The sequence below is a fragment of the Aliarcobacter vitoriensis genome (assembly GCF_048320235.1).
GTDB classification, from domain to species: domain Bacteria; phylum Campylobacterota; class Campylobacteria; order Campylobacterales; family Arcobacteraceae; genus Aliarcobacter; species Aliarcobacter vitoriensis.
In genome coordinates this window covers 141,248-163,861 of the sequence record NZ_CP182882.1, presented here as the reverse complement: position 1 = coordinate 163,861, position 22,614 = coordinate 141,248, and the positions used below count along the sequence as shown (strand labels likewise).

Sequence of the window (22,614 nt, the reverse complement as noted above, 5' to 3'; positions counted from 1 at the left end):
TAAAAGTACAAAGAGAGTAAAAACTCTCTTTATTTTAAATATTATTAAAACTCCATTTTCATAGAAAATGCAACACTTCTAGGGTCACCTAGATAATTACTGCTTGCCCAATAATCTTCACCAGTTAGATTTGTAACATTTAATAAAAATGTTGTTGGGAATTTATCAAGTTTTGTTTTATATCTTAAACCTGCATCATATAAAGTATAACTTGGGATTTTATCTGTATTTGTTGTATTTCCCCATTTTTCACCTGTATAATATGCTCCACCAGTTACAGTTAATCCTTGAATCATAGGAATATTATACTCTACATAAAGTTTTGCCATTTTCGATGCTGCATTTGTTGGCTTTTTACCTTCTAGTGCAGGGTTGTTTGATTTTTCTACTTCTATATCCATCAAAGTTCCACCACCAAAAATAGTTAGATTATCAGTAACTTTTCCAGTTGCTGTAAGTTCAATTCCTTGATGAATTTGTTCACCATCTTGCACATATTTTGGTTTTGGAGTTGCTAAATCTGAATATTGATTTGCTTTTTCTATTCTAAATAAAGCACTTGTTAATAATATACTTTCATTGATATTATATTTAGCTCCAACTTCATACTGTTTACTTACAAGTGGGTCTAATACTTCACCTCTATTTGAATAAGTATCTCCTACAATAGTTCCTTGCTCTAAACTCTCTATATATGTAACATAAGTTGTTAAATTTTCAAAAGGTTTATACATTAAAGATAATGTAGGTGTTAATGCTGATTTATCATATTTTGAACTTTGTACTCCACCGCTATAAGATGTTTCAATTACAGTAGCATAATTTGCTCCAACTAAAGCACTCCATTGGTCATTAAATACTATATCATCACCTATTAGAATATTTTTATATTGTGTTTTCCAAAGAGGAATTCTTCCTCCATGTGGATTTGGATTTGCTGGAATAATAGTATTTTTTATTTCATTTAATGTTTTTTCAGTTAGCCAATAACCACCACCAGCATTCCAATTTCTATCTCTTTTATATTTCATATAAGTTTCAGAATAACCAGTAGTTAAAAGATGATTTACTCCAAAAGTTTCAAATTTACTATCTAAATAAACATTTCCTGCGTAACTATCAAATCCTTGTCCACCTCTTGGAGCTCGATAAAGTGAAGCATTATATAAACCATCTGTTCTTGTATAAGCAAAAGCATCACCAAGAATTTCTCTATCTGATGTTTCATAAATAAGTGAACTTCTAAGAGTAAAAATATTATTTATATCCCATTTTAAGCTTGTCATTACTCTATCATTTTCTTCATCTACTGATGTCCAATCTGGTGAATAATTTTTACTTACATCAAGAGTAGGACGAATTGTATTAGCTCCTATAACAAATATTAATTTTTGATTTGTTCTTTCTAACTCTCTATGTGCATAGTTTAAATCCATAGTAAAATTATCTGTTGGTTTATAGTCAAAAGCTAAACTTACAAATTTTTGCTCTTTTCCTACATCTGCTACACTATCTCCATCTTGATAAAGAGCATTGATTCTATATCCAAATACTTTTTTGTCATCTATTTGTCCACTTAAATCAATATGTCCATAGTATTGTTCGCCTCCATAGTTTCCTAAAGAAATACTTCTTTTATCTTCTAAAGTTGGTTTTTTCATCACATAGTTTACTGCTCCTCCAACTCTTCCACCACCATATAAAAATCCAGTTGCTCCACTGATAGTTTCAACTCTTTCTAAATCTTCCATAGTTGTAAAACTATAAGAATTTGCTAATGACATACCATTTACAACTGCATTATTTGAAGAAAAACCACGAATAACTGTATTATAATTTCCTGATGGTTGATCTCCTCCATCTTGAGTTAAAGGATTCATCTTAAAAATAGGAGCCATATCATTGGCTTGAGTATTTTCTATAAGTTCTTGAGGTATTACTGTCATTGAGTAAGGTGTATCTTGTAAGCTTCTTTTCCCCCAAATTCCAACACCAGTTATATTTTCAGTTAGATATCCATTTTCAGCACTTCCATTCTTTCCACTTTTTACTGAAACATCATCTAAAATATAAGTACCATTTATCACTTTTACAGAACCTTGTATAGGAATTATCAAGATTGTATCATTTTCAATAGTTGCTTCAAGTCCGCTATTCTTTAAAATCTCATTTAAAGCATTTTGTACACCCTCAATATTTTTTATATTTGGTGCTTTTTTACCATCTAGTAGCTTTCCATCTACCATATATGGCATATTTGATTTTTTGCTTATCTCTTCTATCGCATCTTTTAGTGATAGATTTGAAACTGAAAATTGCTCTGCATTTAGGCTTGTAGTTAATAATAAAGCCAATGTTGGAGCGATAATCGCTGATTTAAACTTTGTCATTTTTTCTCCTATTATAGTATAAGAACAACTATTAAAATTGTTTCTTTCAATAATAAGACGTTTGAGATTAAAAAATCATACACTTTTTTTGAAGAAATTTTGAAATTTGTAAAAATTTGTAGGAAAATGATGATTTTTTTTTGTTTTTAATATAAAAGGTATTTGTATATTATAGTAGTTCTATTTTTAATTTTGTAAATTTATTGTATTTTTTAAATCCTTTATCAAAGGTAATAATTTTACTACAAGAAAAATAATCAGCAAATACAATATGAAAACTATCGAAAGATTGTTTATAACTCTTTGATTTATTTATAAAATCTATTACTTTTGTATAAATATTTGCACTTTTTACATATTTTGAAAGAAAAACCAAATTTTCATTTATTACACTTTCATCTTCTTCTTGTTTTTTACATACAAAAGCAAATTCATATAAAGAAATTTCGGAAAGCAACAATTCTTCTGAAATTATTGTATTTCTTAATATAGATTGAGCCATTTTCTTTTGTTCAAAATCATCTACATTTTTACAAAAAGCATATATTAGAATATTTGTATCAAGATATATCATCTATTTGCTCATTTGTATTTATCGATAAATCTTTTGTAAGAGTTATTTTATTGTTAGATTTTTCAAAAAGAGTATTTAAAGTTTTTATATCATCATTTACGCCTTTTTGTAAATTCTTTTCTTCAACTATCTCTATTTCATCAGATTTTAAATTTTTTAAAAAAAACATAACTTGAGAATAAATCTTATCAGAAACATTAAGCTTAATTGTTTGCATACTTACTCCTTTTAACTTTTATTCATATCACGGATTACCGTTTATTTTTACTCAAGTCTATAAGATTTTTACTTAAAAATTCGTTATTCCGTTAAATAATGAGATGTTTGAGATAAAAAAATCATACACTTTTTTTGAAGAAATTTTGAAATTTGTAGGAAAATGATGATTTTTTGAGTATTTTTAACTAGATTTAAACAAGATTTATATTTTTTATAAATTTAAAATCTTTTTTGTTATAACTTAAAAATGGTAAATTTAATTTTATAGCTGTTGAAGCTATAAGACTATCAGGAATATCTAAAGTGTGGCTTTTTGCATATTGATATATTAAATCTTTTGCTAAATCCGATATTTGTTCATCAATAGGAATAATATTAAAAAGTTCTGTAAATTTTTTCAATTTTTGAAGTTCGTTTTTATTTAATGCACCATAAAAAAGTTCCATTACAGTAATAATACTTATATGATGAATATCATATTTCTCAACTTCTTTTATAGTTTCTCTATTATTCTTTAAAATCTCTATCAATATATTTGTATCTAAAATTATTTCCAAGCTTTTTCTCTTATAGTTTTTATATCAATATTTCTATTTTCCCATAAACCTGCGAATCCATCAAATTTATTCTTACTATTTTTAGACTTATTTTTACTACTTGATTTTTCTTGAGATTTTATCTCTACATAATCCAATGTTGATAAAAAGTTTAAAAAACTATCTTTCTTACTTTCATTTTTAATATTCAAGGTAATAAGCATTTTAACTCCTATTTAAATAATTGAAAATTATATCATATTCTAAGAAAATTATTAAAATATCATTTCTTAGAAAACTTAAAACTATTCTCTTTTTTATCTACTTTTATAGAGTATATTTTTCGATTTTATATCTTGTACTAGAAATTAGCTATTAAGAAGCTCTGATAATTTAATATCACTTGTTATATTTAAACTGTTGTAATGGCTATTTCTTTCACAACCATAACTTGATAACACTACTAGCTTAATATCATACTTACCTTTTAATCCATATTTTTTAAACATTTCTAATTTGTGTATTAGTTTATCTTTGTAATCTTTTATTATTTGAAACTCTTTATTATAGAACTTGCACTCAACTATATCATATACATTATTATCATATTCAACAATAAAATCTATTTGAGCTCCACTATCTTCATCATTGCCTATAAAATTCCAATAACCATAACTTTTTGCTAATCCTTTAGTCTTTCTTGCTTCTAAGTATAAATCTATATTTGCAACGCATAATACTTCAAATGCAAATCCACTCCAAATAGCATATTTTTGAGAATCCATTACAGTATTAAAATATGGCTTTTGTAGAGAGATTAATTCATTTTTACTATATTCACTAACCCACTTATTATAAAAAAGTACAAAGGGATCACATATGATGTATTTTGTATTAATTTTTGAATTAAGTTTGCTTAATCCTTTGATAAAACCTGCCTCACAAAGCTCTTCTATTGCATCTTTAATAACTGAACCACTCTTTTGCCCAAGTTCATTGGCTAATTCAGTTTGAGTAAGTCCACTTTGTTTAGAACATAATATTTTGATAATTGATGAATAAAAAGATGCTTTCATATCAAAAAGAGATTTTAAAACATCTATATACTCTTTATTTAAATGTCCATCTATATTGAATATTAAATCATCTATATTTTGGGAGATTGTTTTAGAACTATCAAGAAAACTCAGATATTTAGCAACTCCACCAAATACCATATAAGTTTCAGCTATTGTTTTATCATCTATATTAAATTTACAAACATCTAACAAGTACTCTTTAGTTTCTTTTAAATCAAATGGCTTGAGAGGGATTTTTTCATCTAATCTTTGATAAAGTGGTCCACTACTATCTTCAAATATTTTATTTTTTATCCATGATGAATTAGATCCGCAAAGAATTAGAATAATATTCTTATGATTAAGTGCAAACTCATTCCAAAAATATCCAAGTGCTCCAATGAATCCAGAATTATTTTTTTTATCTATCCAAGGTACTTCATCCAAGAAAATTACAACTTTTTGATTCTCTTTTTGATATTGAGTAATTGCATATTTTAAATAATTAAATCCATCCATCCAATTATTAATCTCTTTTTTTGATTCTATTTTAAACCAGTCATATATTGATTCAGTAAAGTTTCCAAGTTGTGTTGAACTGTCTAGCATATATGAGCCAGTAAATCTAAAGAAAATGCACTCTTTTTTATGCTCACTAAACATATTATTGATTAGATAAGTTTTTCCTATTCTTCGTCTTCCATATACTGCAATAAGTTTACTTTCATTTTGTTCACATGCTTTTGTTAAAAGTTCAATCTCTTTTTTTCGACCGATCATTTAATACCTTTTATATTATTAGTTTTCGTAAAATATTTATTTTCATAAAATAATAGCATAATTATATGTTAAATTTCGTAAAATTATAGTATATACGAAATATAATTTCTAAAATCTAAATAATATATATAATTCTTAATTAAAATTAGTTATTCCGTTCAATAGGAAATTAATCATTTCTTAGAAAACTTAAAAATATTCTCTTTTTTATCTACTTTTATAGAATATATTTTTGGTAAAGATACTAAAAATTTATCAAAATCATTTATAGCAAATTTACCAGTTATTTGTATTTTAGCAACTCTTTCATCTTGAAATTCTATTTTTAAATCTTTATATCTTGAAAACTCTGCTAAACTATCCTTTAAAGTTGTTTTATTAAACACTAAAAAACCATTTTCCCAACTTGCTATATTTTCAACTTCTACTTTTTCAAAATCCATTTTTTTATCTTCATTTATCTCAATTTTATCACCTTGATTTAAATAAGTATATTTTCTATTAGAAGTCACTTTTACAGTTCCTTCTTTTACTTTTACACTAAAACTATTGTTGATATTTGATACTTCAAAAGTTGTTCCAACAACTTCAATTTCTGCATCTTTTGTTTTTATGATAAATGGTTTTTCTTTATCCTTTGCAACATAAAAAATTGCTCTACCATCTACAAAATCTATCTTTCTACTACTTTTATAATAATCTACATTTAGATTTGAATTTACATCTAAAACTATTTTAGAATCATCAGGAAGAGTTATAGTATTTTGTAATTCTTGAGCTGAAACAAAATTTTGAGAATATACTGGAACAAAATAATAATCTGTTCCAAAGCCAATACAGAGAAAAACTGAAGCAGCAATCATAAACTTTTTTGTTCTTTGAATAAATTTTGTTCTTTTTGCTCCTTTATTCGCATTTTCTACTAATTTTTCTATTGTATTATTTGATAGTTTTGAAAATCTTTGTCTTAAAAGTTTATTTGTATTGTAAGATTTTTTATGTGAAGGATTTGACTCTAGCCAATGTTTTAATTGTTCTTCTTCATTTTGAGTTAATCCTTCTTTTTCTTTTATAAGCCAAGATATAGCTTGTTCATCAACACTTTTCATCAATTATATCCTTCAATACTTTCTAGCTTCTCTTTGATTCTTTCAGTTGCTCTAATAATATGTTTTTCAACTGCAGGGACACTTATTCCCATTCTTTTAGCTATCTCTTTTCTGCTTAATCCTTCATACAAATGTAAAATAAAAGCTTGTGCATTGTTTGGAGGGATAGTTTCTAAAATTTGAGCTAACAACTCTTGTTCACACTCTTCAAAAAGTATCTCTTCTGGTTGCTCTGATATAGGAATACTAGAATATTCTTCTTCATATTCAATCGAAGCTGAGTGTTTTTCTCTTCTTGCTAAATCAAAAACGATATTTCTCGCTAATTTGTATAAAAAGGCTCTTTGATTTTCTATTGGAATATCTAAATTTGCATCTAATAATCTACTATAAGACTCTTGTACTATATCCTTGGCTTTTTCTTTATCTCCTACCATCTTTTGAACATAATATACCAATTCTTGATAATATTGTACCATTGAAAACTAATCCTTTGATAATTTTTTAAGAAATACTATCATAATTGGAATTATGCTTATATTAATACAAACTATAAAAATTTATAACTTATAAAATTTCTATTTTTTTGGTCTAAAAGCTTTTATAATATCTTCATTTGTTTCTAAATATGCTCCATCCATCAAATCTATACAATAAGGAATTGCTGGAAAAACTGCATCAAGGCACTCTCTAATTGATTTTGGTTTTCCTGGAAGATTTACAATCAAAGAAGTTCCTCTTAATCCTGCTGTTTGTCTTGATAAAATCGCAGTTGGCACATATTGTAAACTAACACTTCTCATAAGTTCCCCAAAACCAGGCATCATCCTATCACAAACATTTTCAGTCGCTTCTGGAGTTACATCACGAACTGCTGGTCCAGTTCCACCTGTTGTTACAACTAAACAACATTTTTCATTATCAACTAAATCTTTTAAAGTATTTTCAATAGTATTTCTATCATCTTCAATACATCTATAAACTGGTTCCCAAGGAGATTTTAAATACTCATTCAAAGTATCTATTATAGCTTTTCCTGATAAATCTTCATATATTCCTGCACTTGCTCTATCACTTGCTGTTACAATCCCAATCTTTGCTATCATAATAAATGTCCTTTATCTTTAAAATAATAAACCGTTGCATAATTTTTAAAAAAGTCTTTTGCAACTAAACTATCAATTATCAAATCTTTTTCGCCTAAAAAAACTTCTATTTTTAAACCATTTTTTATAAGTTTTTCTAAATCACCTTCAATCCAAATATAGTTTAAAAGTGTTTCTAACTCTTCAAAACTTCCTTTTTTAAAATATTTTTCTATATCTTTGTATATTGGAGATTTTACATTTCCTAAAAAACTATTTATATATGAGTTTTCATCTTTTTTAAAAAACATAAGTTGCATTCTTTTGAATTTATCATCTTTTGTTTGAAAAAAAGCTGGAGAAAAAAGTTGAAGTTTATCAACTCTATTTTTTGAATTTAAAACATATTCAAAGGCTTTTATTGCACCGTAAGAGAAACCACTAACAGTAAAATCATTTGAAACTAAATACTCTTTGAAAAGTTCACTTTCATTTTCAAAACAAAATCCACTAAAAAAGTTTTTACAAATCTCCAATAGTTATTACCTCATTTTTAAGCATAATTTCTTTTAATCTATTTATTTCAGCTACATTTGAAGATAATTCAACTCTTAGTTCATCTTTAATATTTGATATAAGTTCATCTATATTATTTGCCATTTTATACTTATTTACAACTATATCAGCTGATTTATATGCTCTATCTAAGTCTTCACTATTTATAGCAAATTTCTCTTTTTTTATCACTTCAAGTCCAACAAAACCAGCTAAATCTCGTTTGATATTTTCGCATAATTCACTATAAGATGGATAAGTTGAATTCAGTTTTGAGACACTTTCATCTAAAAGAGATATCTTACTTTTTGAAATAAATGCTTTACTTACTTGGTAAATTGCTAAAATATCTTTTTGTTCATTGTCTAAAATTTTTATCTGTTTTTTTCCAAATTCTAACTTATTTTTTGCAACTTCAATATCACTATAATCTAATACTTTTTTATTATTTTTTATCATATTTAAAAGTGCTTCATTTACAAGTGTTGAAAGAGCTGCTGAACTAAATCCAGCAGTTTCATTTACAAGTTTTTCTATATCTATTTTACTATCTTTATCTTTTAAATATAACTCTAAAATTTGCTTTCTATCTTCTATATTTGGCAATCCTACATACAATCTTCTATCAAATCTCCCTGCTCTTAATAGTGCATCATCTAAAACCTCTATTTTATTTGTTGCAGCTATTACTATAACTCCACTTTCTCCATCAAATCCATCCATTTGAGTTAAAAGTTCATTTAAAGTTGATTCTCTTTCATCATTTGATTTTCCACTTCTTGCCTTTCCAACTGCATCTATTTCATCTATAAATACTATTGAAGGTGCATTTAATTTTGCTTGAGTAAAAAGTTCTCTAACTTTTTTTGCTCCCATTCCAACATAAATATGTACAAAGCTAGCTCCACTTTGATAAAAAAATGGTACTTGTGCTTCTCCTGCAACTGCCCTTGCTATTAGAGTTTTTCCAACTCCAGGAACACCTACAAGTAAAACACCTTTTGGAAGTTTTACACCAAATTTATTATATTTTATGGGATTATTTAAAAAATCAACAATTTCTTCAAGTTCTTCTTTTATCTCTTTTATTCCTGCAACATCTTTAAAAGTTATATTTGAAGTTACTGGTTTTATGTTGCTTTCTAAATTTTCTTGAGCTTTTTGTGTAGTTTTTTGAAGTTCCATATCAAAAGAGTTTATATTAGGTTTTATACCTTTTTTATTTTCTAAATATTTTCTTAATTTATTTTGATTGGCTCTTAAAACAAGAGATAAAATAAGTAATATAAATAAAAATCCAATACCAAAATAGTATGAACTTCCTTGTATATTTGAGCTACTTTTATAAATAGTATAAGAAAATAGTACTATTAGTACAATAGCTGATATAATCATCAACTTAAAGTTTTTTTCTATATTTTTGTTATTTGAATCTTGTTGCATTTTTAGTAAACTCCACTTCATAATCTTCTAAATATAACCAATCTCCAACTAAATCTTCATCACTACTTATCTCAATTTGATTAAAATATTGATCAAGTCCTATATATTTTCCATTTTTCTCTTGTTCAACCAATACTTCAAGTTTAGTTTTATTATCTCTTCTAAACTCATAATTTTTTTGTTTGATAGTTTCTACAAGTTCAATATATCTATCTTTTGCAATATCACCTTTTATATCAGGCTTCATAGTAGCACTAGGAGTTCCATCTCTTTTTGAATAAGTGAAAGCATGAACATGAGTTAAAGGAAATCTTTTAAGATTTTGCATAGCTTCTTTCCAAATTTCAGGAGTTTCGCCAGGATGCCCCACTATAAAATCTGTTCCTAATGCATATCCACTATCTTTTAAAAATTCAAAAAGTTCCAAATCACTTAAAACTTTATTTCTTCTATTCATAATTTTCAACATATCTTTTGAAGTATGTTGAAGTGCAATATGTAAGTGTTTTGCCATAAATGGTTCATTTATAAGTTCTTTAAACTCATCATCTATTTGTATTGGTTCAATACTTCCCATTCTTATTCGTCTAACACCTTTTATTTGTGACATCTTTTTAAGAAGTTTTGCTAATGAAGTATGTTGTTTTTTACCATAACTACCAACATTTGTTCCTGTTAAAATAAACTCTCCAAAACCATTTTGTGCTAAAGTTTCTATTTGTTCTAAAATTACTTTTTCTTCATAACTTCTAGCATCTCCCCTTACATAAGGGATAATACAGTATGAACATCTAAAATCACAGCCTTCTTGAATCTTTATAAATGCCCTACTTTTACCTACAAACTCTTCAACTATTGTTTTATCCAAATGGGTTAAATCACCTAACTTAAAGAATCTTTTATCTTCTAAAAGTAAATCATTGATATTCTCTTTTTCAGAGTGTCCAAAAAGTGAATCAATTTTATTCTCACTAAATAGTTTTTCACCTTTTGTTCTTGTTCCACAACCTGTAAAAACAACTCTTGGATTTGTTGGTAAGTTTTTTAAACTATTTATATAACTTCTTGCTGTACTATCTGCACTATTTGTAACTGTACAAGAGTTAATTATTACAATATTTGCATCTTTTTCATCTTGTGTTACTTCAAAATCTTTTAAATTACTAATCATAACTTGTGTATCAAAAAGATTAGTCCTGCAGCCAAAAGTTTTAAAGTATACTTTTGGTTTGTTTTGTGAAAAATTCATAAAATATTATCCTACACTTTATTTGTTAGTTCTTCTAACTCTTCTGGAACAACTTTTCTATTCATTGCTGGACCATAAGGATTACTTGTTCTATTAAGATTAATTTGTTGTGTTGGATAAGCAATATTTATATCACTTTCTTTCATAAATGCTTCGAGAATTTCCGTACTTATTGTACTTCTTAAAACTAAAGCAGCAAAAGAGTTTGTAAGGTACCAACCAGAAATCACAACTCCATGTGGCTCTATAAAAGTAAATACTCTTGGTTCTACTCCAGTTGCTCTTAACTGATATTTATTTCTCATTTTAGATAACTGTTTTCTTGTAATATCACTATAACCTTTTGAATAGTGCTTCAATATTTCTCTTATAATCTTTTGTGCTTTTTTATGATTTGAATCAAATGTTAAAGTTATATCTATTCCATCCCAAACTGTTTTTAGTTCACTATGACTATAATTTGCTATAAGTTCAGAAAAAATATAGTTATTTGGTATAAAAAATATTCTTCCAGCTCTTCTATTTTGCATATATGTAACTAAAGTAACATCTTCTCTAATAGTTATCTTAAATAACGAAATATCCAAAACATCTCCAACTGTTTCAACATTTCCTTTTGTAACTCTAATTCTATCTCCAACTTGAATAAATCCAGAAGTTACGATAACCATCCAGCCAAAAAGCGACATAAACCAATCTTTTAAAGCAATCGCAATACCAGCTGATGCAAATCCAAGAATTGTTACAAGATATGAAACATTATCTATATACGAGAAAAGTAATACCATCAAAACTAAAAAAGCTAGGGTAAAGTTTATGATTTTATTTACCATATAATAATTTTCAGTTTGTGAGAAATACTTTTTCAAAGTAAGTTTTACTAAAAATGATATTACAAATAAGAAAACAATAATACCAAATATTAAAAACATTTTTTGTATTTGTTGAGTTATTTGATTTTTAATCTCTAATATAACTTGTTCTATTTTTTTACCATAAACTTCTTGAGTTGTAGTAACGATATCTAAAACAATATCAAAATCTCTTTTTTGTTTATCTAAAAATGTAATTTTCTCTTTATACTCACTTTTTGAATCAAGAGCATAAAGTTCTCTATAAGTAGTCAATTCTTCTTCTAAAGCTTGAAAAGTAGTCTCTATTTGCATTTTTAAAGTATTGAATTGTTGTCTATTATTTTCTATTTTTTTAATATTTGATAGAGCATTTATTATTCCAAATGGGTTTGTAATATTCTCAAATTTCTCTATTTCAGGAGGATTCATCAAAGAACCAATAGGAGAACCTTTATACTCTGCTATTAATTCTAACTCATTTTCTTTTACTCTAATTTTATTTAGAAGTTGATACTCCAACTCCTCAGCTAAATTGTTTTTTTTCTTTAAACTATCTTTTAATTGATCCAATTCGGCTGAAATTTTGCTATATGATAAATAATTAGAGTATCTTTTTAATAAAATATTATCTTTAAATGTTGATTCTATTTTATTGATTTTCTCCAATAAAATATTTATCTCAACCATATTTTCAATCTCTAAAACACTATCATCTTTATTTGTATTTTTTGTATTTGTTTTTTGCTCTTTTTTTTCTACTTTTTCATTGGCACTTAAGCTAAATACACTTGAAAAAGAGAAACTTATTAGTACAAAAGCTAAAAATATTTTTTTTAACAATTAAAATCCTTCTAAAACTTCAATAACATCATTTTTACTAATATCATCCGTGATTTTACAATCACCTATACCAACAGGAACAATAAATTTTATTTTATTGTTTGAAGATTTTTTATCTAAGAAAAAATGCTCATAAAAATCTTCAACATCTTTTATTTTATAAGTTGTTGGGATATCATATTTTTTTAATAAATCTTCAACTCTTCTAGCATCTTCACTACTCATAAGATTTAACTTAACAGCTAAAGCATTTGCCATACACATACCTATTCCAACAGCTTCACCGTGTAAATACATTTTATAATTTGTTTCATTTTCTATTACATGTCCAAAAGTATGTCCATAATTTAATGCAGCTCTTAAACCTTGTTCTTTTTCATCTTGAGAAACTACCCAAGCTTTTGTTTTAACAGATTTTTGAATAGCTATATCAATATTGTTTTCTTTATTTAAATCATTATTTTCAAGCCAAATAAAAAAATCTTTATTAAATGTAACTGCCATTTTTACAATCTCAGCAACTCCAGCACCAAACTCTCTTTTTGGCAAAGTTTTAAGCATCGATGAATCTATATAAACAGCTTTTGGTTGATGAAAAGTCCCTATTAAATTTTTTCCATATTTATTATTTATTCCTGTTTTACCACCAACACTTGCATCAACTTGAGAAAGAAGTGTTGTTGGAATTTGAATAAAATCAATACCTCTTTGATATATTGAAGCAGCAAATCCTGTCATATCACCAATAACTCCACCACCAAATGCAATAAGTAAAGATTTTCTATCGAGTCTTGCTTCAAAACAAGATGATAAAATCATCTCTAAAGTTTGCATATTTTTATACTCTTCTCCATCTGGAATTGTACAAATCGTAAATTCACGTGCTTTTATTTTTGATTTTAAATATTCAAGGTGATACGAGCTAACAGTTGGATTTGTAACAACTACAACTTTTCTATCAAAGTTTAGTTCTTCTAGCTTCTCTATGTAAATTTTATATGAATTTTCTTCTGAAAGGTTTATTTGTACAGTCATTATCTATTTTCCATTATCTTTGTATATAATGCTAGATAATAGCCAAAAAAAGCTAAAAAAAGCCTTTCTTGACATGACGCAAGTTTTAAAGTTTTGCCATAACTGAACCAGAAATAGCGTTTATTCCTATCTCTTCTAAAGTTTTTATCTCTGCAACTTCATCTACTGAAGTAGCAACAAGTTTAATATCCAAAGACTGCGTTAATATTTTTAGCATATTCAAACTTTGTCTTGATTCAAGTAAGAAGAATTTTGAAGCTTTAATGTATAGTGGTTTTAACTCTTTTAAGTAGTTATAATCATCGCTATTTGCAATAAAGTTAAATATAGCAAATTTGAAATTGTACTCTTTAAATAACTCTACATACATCAATGTACTATTTAAATTTTTGTTAAATGCTTCTTCTTCTATTTCAAAAATAACATTTTTTGAAAGATTTTTATATCTTGTTAAAATATCTTTTAATTTAGCATAGCTACTCAACTTTTCTATAAACATTGTTGGTAATTGTATAGATACAAGTTCATTTTCCTTACTATTTTTGAAAACTTTTTCAATAATATGTAAATATACTTCATCTAATCTATTTTGTTCTAAAACAGGAGCTATAAACTCTCCATATCTTATAGTTTCGCCTTGAAAATCAAGTTCAAAACTAACTGTTTTTAAAAATTGTTCTTTAGAATTTATATCAACAATATCTCTATGAATTAACTTAAAGTACTCTTGTTTTAAAGATAGATTTAAAATATTAATCCACTCTTCTTTTGTTTTAAAATTCTCAATATTTTTTGCATAAAAATAATCTTTTTCTGTATGTATTTTTGCTTGAGAAAATGTATAATCTATTTTTGTAAATAACTCTCTCATTCCATCTTCATTCTCATATTTCAACATACCAAAACATATATTATTTTTAAACTCTTCGATATCTTTTAAAGAATTTATTAATTTTATTAAATTTTCTTTTACAATATCTTCATTTGAATTTGGAATAAGAACTACAAAATCAGGACCATTAAGTCTTACAACAACATTCATATCATCACAAAAATGTTCTTTCATAGTTTTACCTAAATTTTGTAATAATTTATCTGTTTTTGCAAAGCCATAAGTTTTATTTATATCTTGAATGTTTATATTAATAAGTACTAAAAAACCCTTATTATTTGTGCTATCTTTATCTAAATATTCATTTGCTTTTAATATAAAATATTTTCTATTGTTCATTTTTGAGTGTTCATCAAAATATAAAAGTTCTTTATTCGTTTTTAATACTTCATTTGTATTTTTAAACATACCTTCAAACTTTTTAACCATACTATTTATTCCAAAAGTAAGAGATTTAAACTCTTGCGTAAATGGAATTTGATTAGATAATATAAACTCATTTTCCATAACTGCTTTTGCTTGTTTATCTATTATTTTTAAAGGTTTTAAAATATAAGTAAATAGCAAAAATAAAACTATCATTAACACAACAAAACTAATCAATAAAGACTGTACAAGCTTAATAAACATTGAATATGTTTGCTCATAAAATATCTCTTTATCTCCATATATTTCTAAAACACCTAAAACATTCCATCCTTCTGATACACTAGCAAGAGCTGAAATTTCACCAATATCAACAATTTCTATGAACCAATGAGGAACATCTCTATATTCATTAGAAATCTGTTCTTTTTGTCTTTCATAAACAATATCTTCATTTGTATTTTTGAATACAATTTTTGCATAATTACCATTGTCAAAACTGGCATTCATAACAGTTTTTATAGAACCTTCATCTACTCCCGCATTTGTAATAGACAAACTTGTACTTGTAACACTATTTTGTACATTATCATACAAAGATTTTGAAGCTGAATCTTTTATTATATTAAAAGATAAACCAATGATTAATACAAATAGTATTAAAAAAATAAAACTTAAAACTATAGCAACTTGTTTAAATAAACTCATATTTTTTGCCCTTTATAATTTTGAATTAAAGTATCCCACTTTTTATGTGCAGCCGTTTTTTCACCCTTTAAAATATTTGGATTAAAGTTGAAAACTGGAACTAAATCAGTTCTTTTTGATGCAGGTTGAATAGATTTTCGCAAATTATCTAAAATCAATGGTTCAGAATTTGGTGTTTCAAAGTATGTTAATACCATATGTGCTTCATTAGAAGCCTTTACTCTAACATACGTTAAAAACATTTTTGAAGTTGGTACTCCTAAATACTCTAATGCAAAATATTTAGCAATAACATAATCTTCACAATCAGCCTTATCTTTAGCTAGCATCTCATAAGGATTCGCCCAATAATCGCTCACCCCATATATACTTTGATCACTTGCATATTTTACACTATTAAAAAAATCATTAACTTTCTCAAGTTTAATGTTTACATCAACACTTTTGTTTTTTTCTAATAAGTTATTTAAGGCTACAAACCTATTTTTTGCAAATTTACCATATTTAGCTTCCACTTTATCAAGTAAAGATGTGCCAACAAAATCTGCATTCAAAGTGAAAAAGAGTAGAAAAATTATACTTATAAAAATTTTCATAAGTCTATTATATCTAAAATATCACTTTTTTATCTTTTTTTGTATTTATGTTAAAATTAAAAAAATGATATAGGATGAATATGAAAAAATTAGTTTTAATTAGACATGCAAAATCTGATTGGACAAATCCTCTTTTAAATGATTTTGATAGACCTTTAAATAAAAGAGGTTTAAAAGATGCTCCTTTTATGGCAAAGATATTGAATAAAAAATGCTTAAATCCAGACTTAATAATATCTTCTCCATCTATAAGAACAAAACTAACTTCAGAATATTTTATAAAAGAGTTTAAATACAAAGAAAGTATAGTTTTTGAAGAATCTATATATGAAGCTCCTTTTGAGAACTTATTAAGAATTTTAAGTAACACAGATGATAAATATAAAACTATATTTTTAATAGGACATAATCCTGGACTTAATGATTTAAGTAACTTTGTATTGAATGACTTTAAAGAAAATATTCCAACTTGTGGAATATTAGAAATAGATTTTGATATAGAATTTTGGAAAGATATTTCAAAAGAGAACTCAAAATTAATATGCTTTGAGTTCCCTAAAAAGTATAGCTAAGCTATTTTTTTATTTTATCTATTAGATGTAAAAGCGGTCCTGTCATAGCTGTTGTAACTAAAGCCATGATTACAAACATAGCAAATAATTCAGCACTAAGAATTCCTAACTCATATCCGATATTTAAAACAATAAGTTCCATCAAACCTCTAGTATTCATCAAAGCACCAATTCTAAAAGAATCAGACCAAGAAAATCCCATAAATTTAGATGACAAAGCAGCTCCTAAAAGCTTTCCTGCAACTGCAACTAATATAATAATTCCACAAATATACCAGTGATATGATGTTTCCATCAATCCAATTTGTGTTCTAAGACCTGTTAATGCAAAAAATAGTGGTAAAAGTACAAGAACACTTACATATTCAATTTTTGGAATTAACTTTTCTCTTAATTTTGAATCTTTATTTGATGGCATAATAACTCCAGCAATAAATGCTCCAAAAAGTGCATGAATTCCTATAATTTCAGTAGCTAAAGAAGATAATAATAAAACTATTAAAATAATTGCAACCATACTCATATTAAGTGTCGTATCATCTTGATATTTAGAAGCAAACCAAGCTAAAAATGGCTTAATTAAATAAATCATAATCAACATATAAGCAATTATTAATCCCAATGATAAAGCTGAATCTCCTAAAGATGTAGATGAAGATATAGCTATAATTATTGCTAAAATATACCATCCTGTTGCATCATCTGCTGCTGCACAAGTTAAAGACATCGCTCCATAAGAAGTATTTGAAATATTTCTCTCTTTTACTATTTTAGCCAATACTGGAAATGCCGTAATACTCATAGCAATTCCCATAAATAATGCAAATGGAATAAAAGAAATATTTTTAGGAGCAAATTCATTATATAAAAATAGTGATAATCCTAATCCTAAAAAAAACGGAAAAAGAATACTAGAATGACTTATAACAACCGACTCTTTTATTTTACTTTTCAAACTATCCCAATCAAGTTCCATTCCTATAACAAACATAAAGAATACTAATCCAAGCTGACTAATCATACTTAAATTACCCAAAGATGATTTAGGGAATAATGTTTCTGAAAAAGCTGGAAGCATAGAGCTTAAAAAAGATGGTCCTAAAATAATACCTGCAATAATCTCTCCAACAACAATTGGTAATAAAACTTTTGTTGCGATAAAACCAAAAATCCTAGTTGCTATCATAATAACAATAATTTGAGTTAAAAGAAGAGCTAATGGGTGATGAAATTGATTGATAATAAGTGTTTTTAAATCATTAAAAACTCAATTTTTACTTGTAAGTTGAAGTGTACCATATTAAAATAATATTAAAAATTTAAATTAATTTTTTATTTAAGAATTTAATTCTTTTGTAAAAAATTATCTTTTTTTATTCTTTTTTATTAAAAGATAAACAAAAAATGGAGCACCAATAAAAGCAGTAACAACACCAATAGGAAGAGTTGAATCTGTATTTAAGTTTCTTGAAATTAAATCACAAAAAAGTAAAAAAATTCCACCAAAAAAGAAAGTAGGAAAAAATAGTTTTTCTGCACTTTTTTTATAAATTATTTTTACAATATGTGGAATAACAAGCCCAATAAAACCTATTGGTCCTACAAAACTTATAGTTATTCCAATACATAAAGATACAAAAATCAATATTAATAAGTTCGTTTTATCAACATTTAGACCTTTCAAAAATGCAGTTTCATTTGAAATAAGTATCAATTTTATACTTTTTTGGAAATATTTGATAAAAATTAAAAAAATAAATGCAACAAACATAACAATAAAACTATCTTCAAATCCAACTATATCTAAGCTTCCTAGAGTAAACCTAACTATTGAGTAATTTTCTTGTAAATTACTCATATAAAAAATCATCATCAAAGCCGAGCCATAAAAATATGATAAAGCAATTCCAATGAGTAAAATAGAGTTTGTAGAACTTGATATTATGTTATTGTTTAATATTTTTGAGATAAAAAATAAAATTATTATTGTAAAGAATGAACCAAAAACAGAACCTAAAAGCAATGGTAAAAATGGCAAAAAAACTATTGTAAAAGCAGTAAAAAGAGTAGTTCCACTAGCTATTCCTAAAGTATATGGGGTAATAAGTTCATTTTTAAAAATTGATTGAAAAACAAGCCCACCCAAAGCTAAAATTCCTCCAACAAAAAAGGCTAAAATTACTCTTGGAACTCTTAATTCCCAAAATATAATATTTTCTTTGTGTGTAAAATCAACTATATTTTGAATATTTAGAGAGATTTCACCCATAAATGGCGATATAAAGATTAAAATTATAGAGAAAATATATAGTAGTATTTTCATAAATCCACCACCAAGTGATTTTGCAATTTTTTTATAGTTTTATTGTAAAATTTTTCTAAATTTTCATCATTAAAAAACTCTTCACTCTCACCAAAAAACTCAATTTCTCCTTCTTTTAAAAACAAAACTTTATATTTAAGTGCAAAAGCAAAATCAAGATTGTGGGTTATGATAATTTTTTGATTTAACAAATCAGATTTAAGAAGTAAAAAAATATCTTTTATCCTACTTATATCCAAATTTGCTGTTAATTCATCAAAAATTGTAATTTTTGCATTATGTAATATAGAACTAGCCATTAGCAAAAGCTGTTTTTCTCCAGAACTTAAGTTTTTACAAGATTTTTGTGAAAATTTATCTAATTTTAATATATTTAAGACTTCATTTAACTTTTTTTCATCAAAATCTTTAATAAAAGAGCTTTCTAAAAACTCTAAAACTGTCATAAATTCATCAAAAATCTCAAACTTTGGTGGTATATAATTTATATATTCAGCTCTTTTACTATTTGAAATTTTTGATAAACTCTCTTGAAATATTTTTACATTGTCATTTGGTATTAAATTTGATAAAACTTTTGCTAAAGTTGATTTTCCAGCTCCATTTTCTCCTAGAATTAGTAAATTCTCACCATTTTCTAGACAAAATGATATATTTTTTAATATAAAATTATTGTAGTTTTTTATCTCTAACATCTTCTAATATCTTTTTAAAATCTTTTATAAAATACTCTACTCTATGGCTTGGAATACCTGCATATTCCTTTGAAATCGAATATATATTTTTATTTTTACTTGCATTAATAGGTAAAGTTTCCCAAAGCTTTATTATTTTTGATTCTTCGTCTTTTTTATCTTCTAAAAATGGTGCTAATAAAACTATTATATCTGGATTTAATTTTATTATCTTCTCCGTATTTAAAACAGGTTGTGCTTTTGAATTTGAAAAATATGCATTTTTATTTTGACTATTTTTTATGATATCTTCAAAATACACATAATTTCCAGCTACATAAATCTGATTTGATAGAGTGTTTTGCGGGCTTATTACTATTAAGATTTTTTGATTAGTTACTATGTTTTCTAAAGATTTTAAAGAATCATTTATTTTTTGATTTAACTCTTTTGCTTTTTTTGTTTCTTCAAAAACTTCTCCTAGATTTGTAATAGTATATTGTATATCTTTCATAGTTTTTGTAGTATATACTTTAGTGTCAAAGCCTAATTTTCTTAAATTCGAGTTTAACTTTTCATCAAAATCGTGAGTTATTATAATATCTGGATTTAATAAAACTATCTTTTCTAGTGAAACATTACCATATCCACCAACTTTTTGTATATTTTTTGATTCTAGTGGATAATCACAAAATTCTGTATTTGCAACTACTTTATGCCCTAAATTTAGGGCATAAACTATCTCATTTACTGATGGACTTAAAGTTATAATTCTCTCATAAGAGAACAATGAAGTGCAAAATAAAAAAGATAAAAGTAGCTTTTTCATATTAGAAACTTACTTTCATACCAGCATAAAATGTTCTTTCAAAATTAACTGGATAAATCCCATCATCTTGAACCCAAATACCATTATTCTGGTCAAATAGATTTTGAATTTTTCCAAATATTTCTAAATTTTTATGAGTAAAAGTCAAAGATAAATCTGTTGAATGATAATGTTTTTGTTTTTGACTAAATCTATTTTCAAAGTCATTTAAAGCATATGCACTACTTTTGTATGAGTGAGATACAAAAGTTGAAAATTTATAGAAATCATATCCCAAACCTACTGTTAAATTATGTTTAGAAACCCCTGGTAATTTTTTACCATTATAAGCACCATTACCTTCATTTTCTCTATCAATTTTTGAGATAATATAAGAATAATTCAAAGATGTAAATAAATTTTCATTGATTAAAAACTTATCGTATAGTTCAAATCCATATTTATATGATTTATCTATATTTGTGCTTTCCCAAGTATTTGGGTCTGTAAACATTTCATTTGTTAAATTAGCTCTAAATAATGAAACTTTTAATTTATTGTTTTCTTGAAAATTGTTATATCCAACTGTATAATTTTGAACTTTTGATGGCTCAATAAAATCATTGAATTTTATAGAAACTAAAGGAAAATTAGAATAATCCTTTGAAAAGAACATATCAATATTTGGTGATTGAAAACTTCTATTATAATTTGCAAAAATTGATTGATTTTCAGTTAAAACATAGTTTACACCAAAATCATATGCATTTATATAATGGTCTTTTTTTAAGTTTGTATTACCTTGAGGTTTATATTCATACTCTATATTTTCTCTTCTAAATCCTGTTGAAAATGTCAAATCTTCAGTTGCATTAAGTTCAACAGATGTAAAAGCTGCTTTATTTTTCTTTGTAGTTATATTGCCATTTTCCTTTTTATCACCATCAAATCCATCTATACCAGCAACAACTTTAAACATATTATCTTTATAATTTATAGTTGATGAAAGAGTTTTATAATTGTATTTTGATTCACTATTAAAATTTACAAATTTACTTTTTTTATCTTCATCACTAAAATTTGCATCTATCCAAAAATTTGGATTAAAATCATATCTTGCTCCAACAGTAGTTACATAAGAACTAAAATATTGCTCTGTAAGAGATGAAGTTTTATTTGGATTTTCATTAAACTGTTTTAAAGTTATTGGATTTCCATATTTTGTATTCATATTAGAATAAGTTCTTCCTAAACTTAATTCTAAACTTTCAGTTGGAGTAAAAACTAAACTAAAATTTTTATTTTTTATATAGTTCTCATCTTTATTTTCATTTATATCTTCAATACTTCCATCTGTAGAACTATAATCCACATAGGCATTTGCTATTATATATTCATTTCCATATCCTAAACTTACAACTCCACCTTTTGAAGTGTTATTCCCTAAATATGTTTTTATATAGTTACTATTTTTTTTATCTGTTATAATGTTTATAACACCAGCATTTGCTCCATCTCCATAAACAACCGAACCACTACCTTTTAATATCTCAATTTTTTCAATACTTTCTAATGGAATTGAAGCCAAAAGTTGTGGAGAATTATCAATATTATTTAATCTTCTTCCATTTACATTAACAATCAAGTTTTGATTTCCATTTTCTAATCCATACCCTCTTATATCTAAACTTTGAGAAAATTTGTTTCCAAAATTTGGCATAACATTAACCGAAGTTTGAGAAGCTAAAAAATCATATATATCTTTAGATTTTGATATTTCTATATCTTTTTTTGTATATATTTCAGTAGAAAATGTTGCTTTTTTTTCATCAGTTTCTATTGCATTTGATGTAACAGTTATTGTTTCTAAAGTGTCTGTTGAGTAAAGATTTGTTGCTATAAGTAGCCCAGCAACTAAGCTTGTAGATATTTTGTTTTTCATTTTTCT

General features: G+C 25.7%; 22 protein-coding genes. 1 reads left to right on the top strand and 21 read right to left on the bottom strand.

The window, feature by feature from the left end:
* Positions 1 to 44: 44 nt before the first annotated feature.
* The 16 genes from ACNSOS_RS00860 to ACNSOS_RS00785 form a co-directional block, all read right to left on the bottom strand.
* Complete coding sequence (locus ACNSOS_RS00860; protein WP_418185573.1) at positions 45 to 2,390, bottom strand: TonB-dependent siderophore receptor; 2,346 nt, start codon at positions 2,388 to 2,390, stop codon at positions 45 to 47.
* A gap of 169 nt (positions 2,391 to 2,559) precedes the next feature.
* Positions 2,560 to 2,964 carry a type II toxin-antitoxin system VapC family toxin gene (locus ACNSOS_RS00855; protein ID WP_418185572.1) on the bottom strand — a complete coding sequence of 135 codons (405 nt, stop codon included), beginning with the start codon at positions 2,962 to 2,964 and terminating at the stop codon, positions 2,560 to 2,562.
* A complete protein-coding gene (locus tag ACNSOS_RS00850; RefSeq protein ID WP_418185571.1) occupies positions 2,951 to 3,181 on the bottom strand; it encodes a hypothetical protein in 231 nt (76 codons plus the stop codon). The genes ACNSOS_RS00855 and ACNSOS_RS00850 overlap by 14 nt, the downstream gene beginning before the upstream one ends.
* A gap of 193 nt (positions 3,182 to 3,374) precedes the next feature.
* Positions 3,375 to 3,740, bottom strand: a complete 366-nt coding sequence (locus tag ACNSOS_RS00845) for a type II toxin-antitoxin system VapC family toxin (RefSeq protein WP_418185570.1) — start codon at positions 3,738 to 3,740, stop codon at positions 3,375 to 3,377.
* Positions 3,731 to 3,943, bottom strand: a complete 213-nt coding sequence (locus ACNSOS_RS00840) for a hypothetical protein (RefSeq protein WP_418185569.1) — start codon at positions 3,941 to 3,943, stop codon at positions 3,731 to 3,733. Before ACNSOS_RS00840 ends, ACNSOS_RS00845 begins: the two co-directional genes overlap by 10 nt.
* Before the next feature lie 144 nt (positions 3,944 to 4,087).
* Positions 4,088 to 5,557 (bottom strand): AAA family ATPase, encoded by a 1,470-nt coding sequence (locus tag ACNSOS_RS00835; RefSeq protein ID WP_418185568.1) that lies wholly within the window; start codon positions 5,555 to 5,557, stop codon positions 4,088 to 4,090.
* A gap of 173 nt (positions 5,558 to 5,730) precedes the next feature.
* Entirely contained in the window at positions 5,731 to 6,666 is a 936-nt protein-coding gene (locus ACNSOS_RS00830; protein ID WP_418185567.1) for a FecR family protein, read from the bottom strand.
* Positions 6,666 to 7,145: an RNA polymerase sigma factor gene (locus ACNSOS_RS00825; RefSeq protein WP_113892682.1), complete on the bottom strand. Its 480-nt coding sequence runs from the start codon at positions 7,143 to 7,145 to the stop codon at positions 6,666 to 6,668. The genes ACNSOS_RS00830 and ACNSOS_RS00825 overlap by 1 nt, the downstream gene beginning before the upstream one ends.
* A gap of 99 nt (positions 7,146 to 7,244) precedes the next feature.
* Entirely contained in the window at positions 7,245 to 7,772 is a 528-nt protein-coding gene (gene mog / locus ACNSOS_RS00820) for a molybdopterin adenylyltransferase (protein ID WP_418185566.1), read from the bottom strand.
* On the bottom strand, positions 7,769 to 8,287 hold the full coding sequence (bioV, locus tag ACNSOS_RS00815) for a pimelyl-ACP methyl ester esterase BioV (RefSeq protein WP_418185565.1): 519 nt from the start codon (positions 8,285 to 8,287) through the stop codon (positions 7,769 to 7,771). The genes mog and bioV overlap by 4 nt, the downstream gene beginning before the upstream one ends.
* On the bottom strand, positions 8,274 to 9,770 hold the full coding sequence (locus tag ACNSOS_RS00810) for an AAA family ATPase (RefSeq protein ID WP_418185564.1): 1,497 nt from the start codon (positions 9,768 to 9,770) through the stop codon (positions 8,274 to 8,276). The genes bioV and ACNSOS_RS00810 overlap by 14 nt, the downstream gene beginning before the upstream one ends.
* Positions 9,730 to 10,998 (bottom strand): tRNA (N(6)-L-threonylcarbamoyladenosine(37)-C(2))-methylthiotransferase MtaB, encoded by a 1,269-nt coding sequence (mtaB, locus tag ACNSOS_RS00805; protein WP_113892687.1) that lies wholly within the window; start codon positions 10,996 to 10,998, stop codon positions 9,730 to 9,732. The genes ACNSOS_RS00810 and mtaB overlap by 41 nt, the downstream gene beginning before the upstream one ends.
* Positions 10,999 to 11,009: 11 nt before the next feature.
* Complete coding sequence (locus ACNSOS_RS00800) at positions 11,010 to 12,692, bottom strand: mechanosensitive ion channel domain-containing protein (RefSeq protein WP_418185563.1); 1,683 nt, start codon at positions 12,690 to 12,692, stop codon at positions 11,010 to 11,012.
* A complete protein-coding gene (gene aroB / locus ACNSOS_RS00795; RefSeq protein WP_418185562.1) occupies positions 12,693 to 13,727 on the bottom strand; it encodes a 3-dehydroquinate synthase in 1,035 nt (344 codons plus the stop codon).
* A gap of 85 nt (positions 13,728 to 13,812) precedes the next feature.
* On the bottom strand, positions 13,813 to 15,693 hold the full coding sequence (locus ACNSOS_RS00790; RefSeq protein ID WP_418185561.1) for a LapD/MoxY N-terminal periplasmic domain-containing protein: 1,881 nt from the start codon (positions 15,691 to 15,693) through the stop codon (positions 13,813 to 13,815).
* Entirely contained in the window at positions 15,690 to 16,289 is a 600-nt protein-coding gene (locus ACNSOS_RS00785; protein ID WP_418185560.1) for a transglutaminase-like cysteine peptidase, read from the bottom strand. Before ACNSOS_RS00785 ends, ACNSOS_RS00790 begins: the two co-directional genes overlap by 4 nt.
* Positions 16,290 to 16,369: 80 nt before the next feature.
* Between ACNSOS_RS00785 and ACNSOS_RS00780 the strand changes: the two genes are divergently transcribed.
* Positions 16,370 to 16,861, top strand: a complete 492-nt coding sequence (locus tag ACNSOS_RS00780) for a SixA phosphatase family protein (protein ID WP_418185559.1) — start codon at positions 16,370 to 16,372, stop codon at positions 16,859 to 16,861.
* 1 nt (position 16,862) lies between these two features.
* On the opposite strand, the gene ACNSOS_RS00775 is transcribed toward ACNSOS_RS00780, so the two are convergent.
* The 5 genes from ACNSOS_RS00775 to ACNSOS_RS00755 form a co-directional block, all read right to left on the bottom strand.
* Positions 16,863 to 18,047 carry a cation:proton antiporter gene (locus ACNSOS_RS00775; RefSeq protein ID WP_418185558.1) on the bottom strand — a complete coding sequence of 395 codons (1,185 nt, stop codon included), beginning with the start codon at positions 18,045 to 18,047 and terminating at the stop codon, positions 16,863 to 16,865.
* 177 nt (positions 18,048 to 18,224) lie between these two features.
* A complete protein-coding gene (locus ACNSOS_RS00770; protein WP_418185557.1) occupies positions 18,225 to 19,184 on the bottom strand; it encodes a FecCD family ABC transporter permease in 960 nt (319 codons plus the stop codon).
* Positions 19,181 to 19,879 carry an ATP-binding cassette domain-containing protein gene (locus ACNSOS_RS00765; protein ID WP_418185556.1) on the bottom strand — a complete coding sequence of 233 codons (699 nt, stop codon included), beginning with the start codon at positions 19,877 to 19,879 and terminating at the stop codon, positions 19,181 to 19,183. The genes ACNSOS_RS00770 and ACNSOS_RS00765 overlap by 4 nt, the downstream gene beginning before the upstream one ends.
* Positions 19,854 to 20,687, bottom strand: coding sequence for an ABC transporter substrate-binding protein (locus ACNSOS_RS00760; protein WP_418185555.1), 834 nt, complete (start codon positions 20,685 to 20,687; stop codon positions 19,854 to 19,856). Before ACNSOS_RS00760 ends, ACNSOS_RS00765 begins: the two co-directional genes overlap by 26 nt.
* 1 nt (position 20,688) lies before the next feature.
* Positions 20,689 to 22,608: a TonB-dependent receptor gene (locus ACNSOS_RS00755; protein ID WP_418185554.1), complete on the bottom strand. Its 1,920-nt coding sequence runs from the start codon at positions 22,606 to 22,608 to the stop codon at positions 20,689 to 20,691.
* Positions 22,609 to 22,614 lie beyond the last annotated feature (6 nt).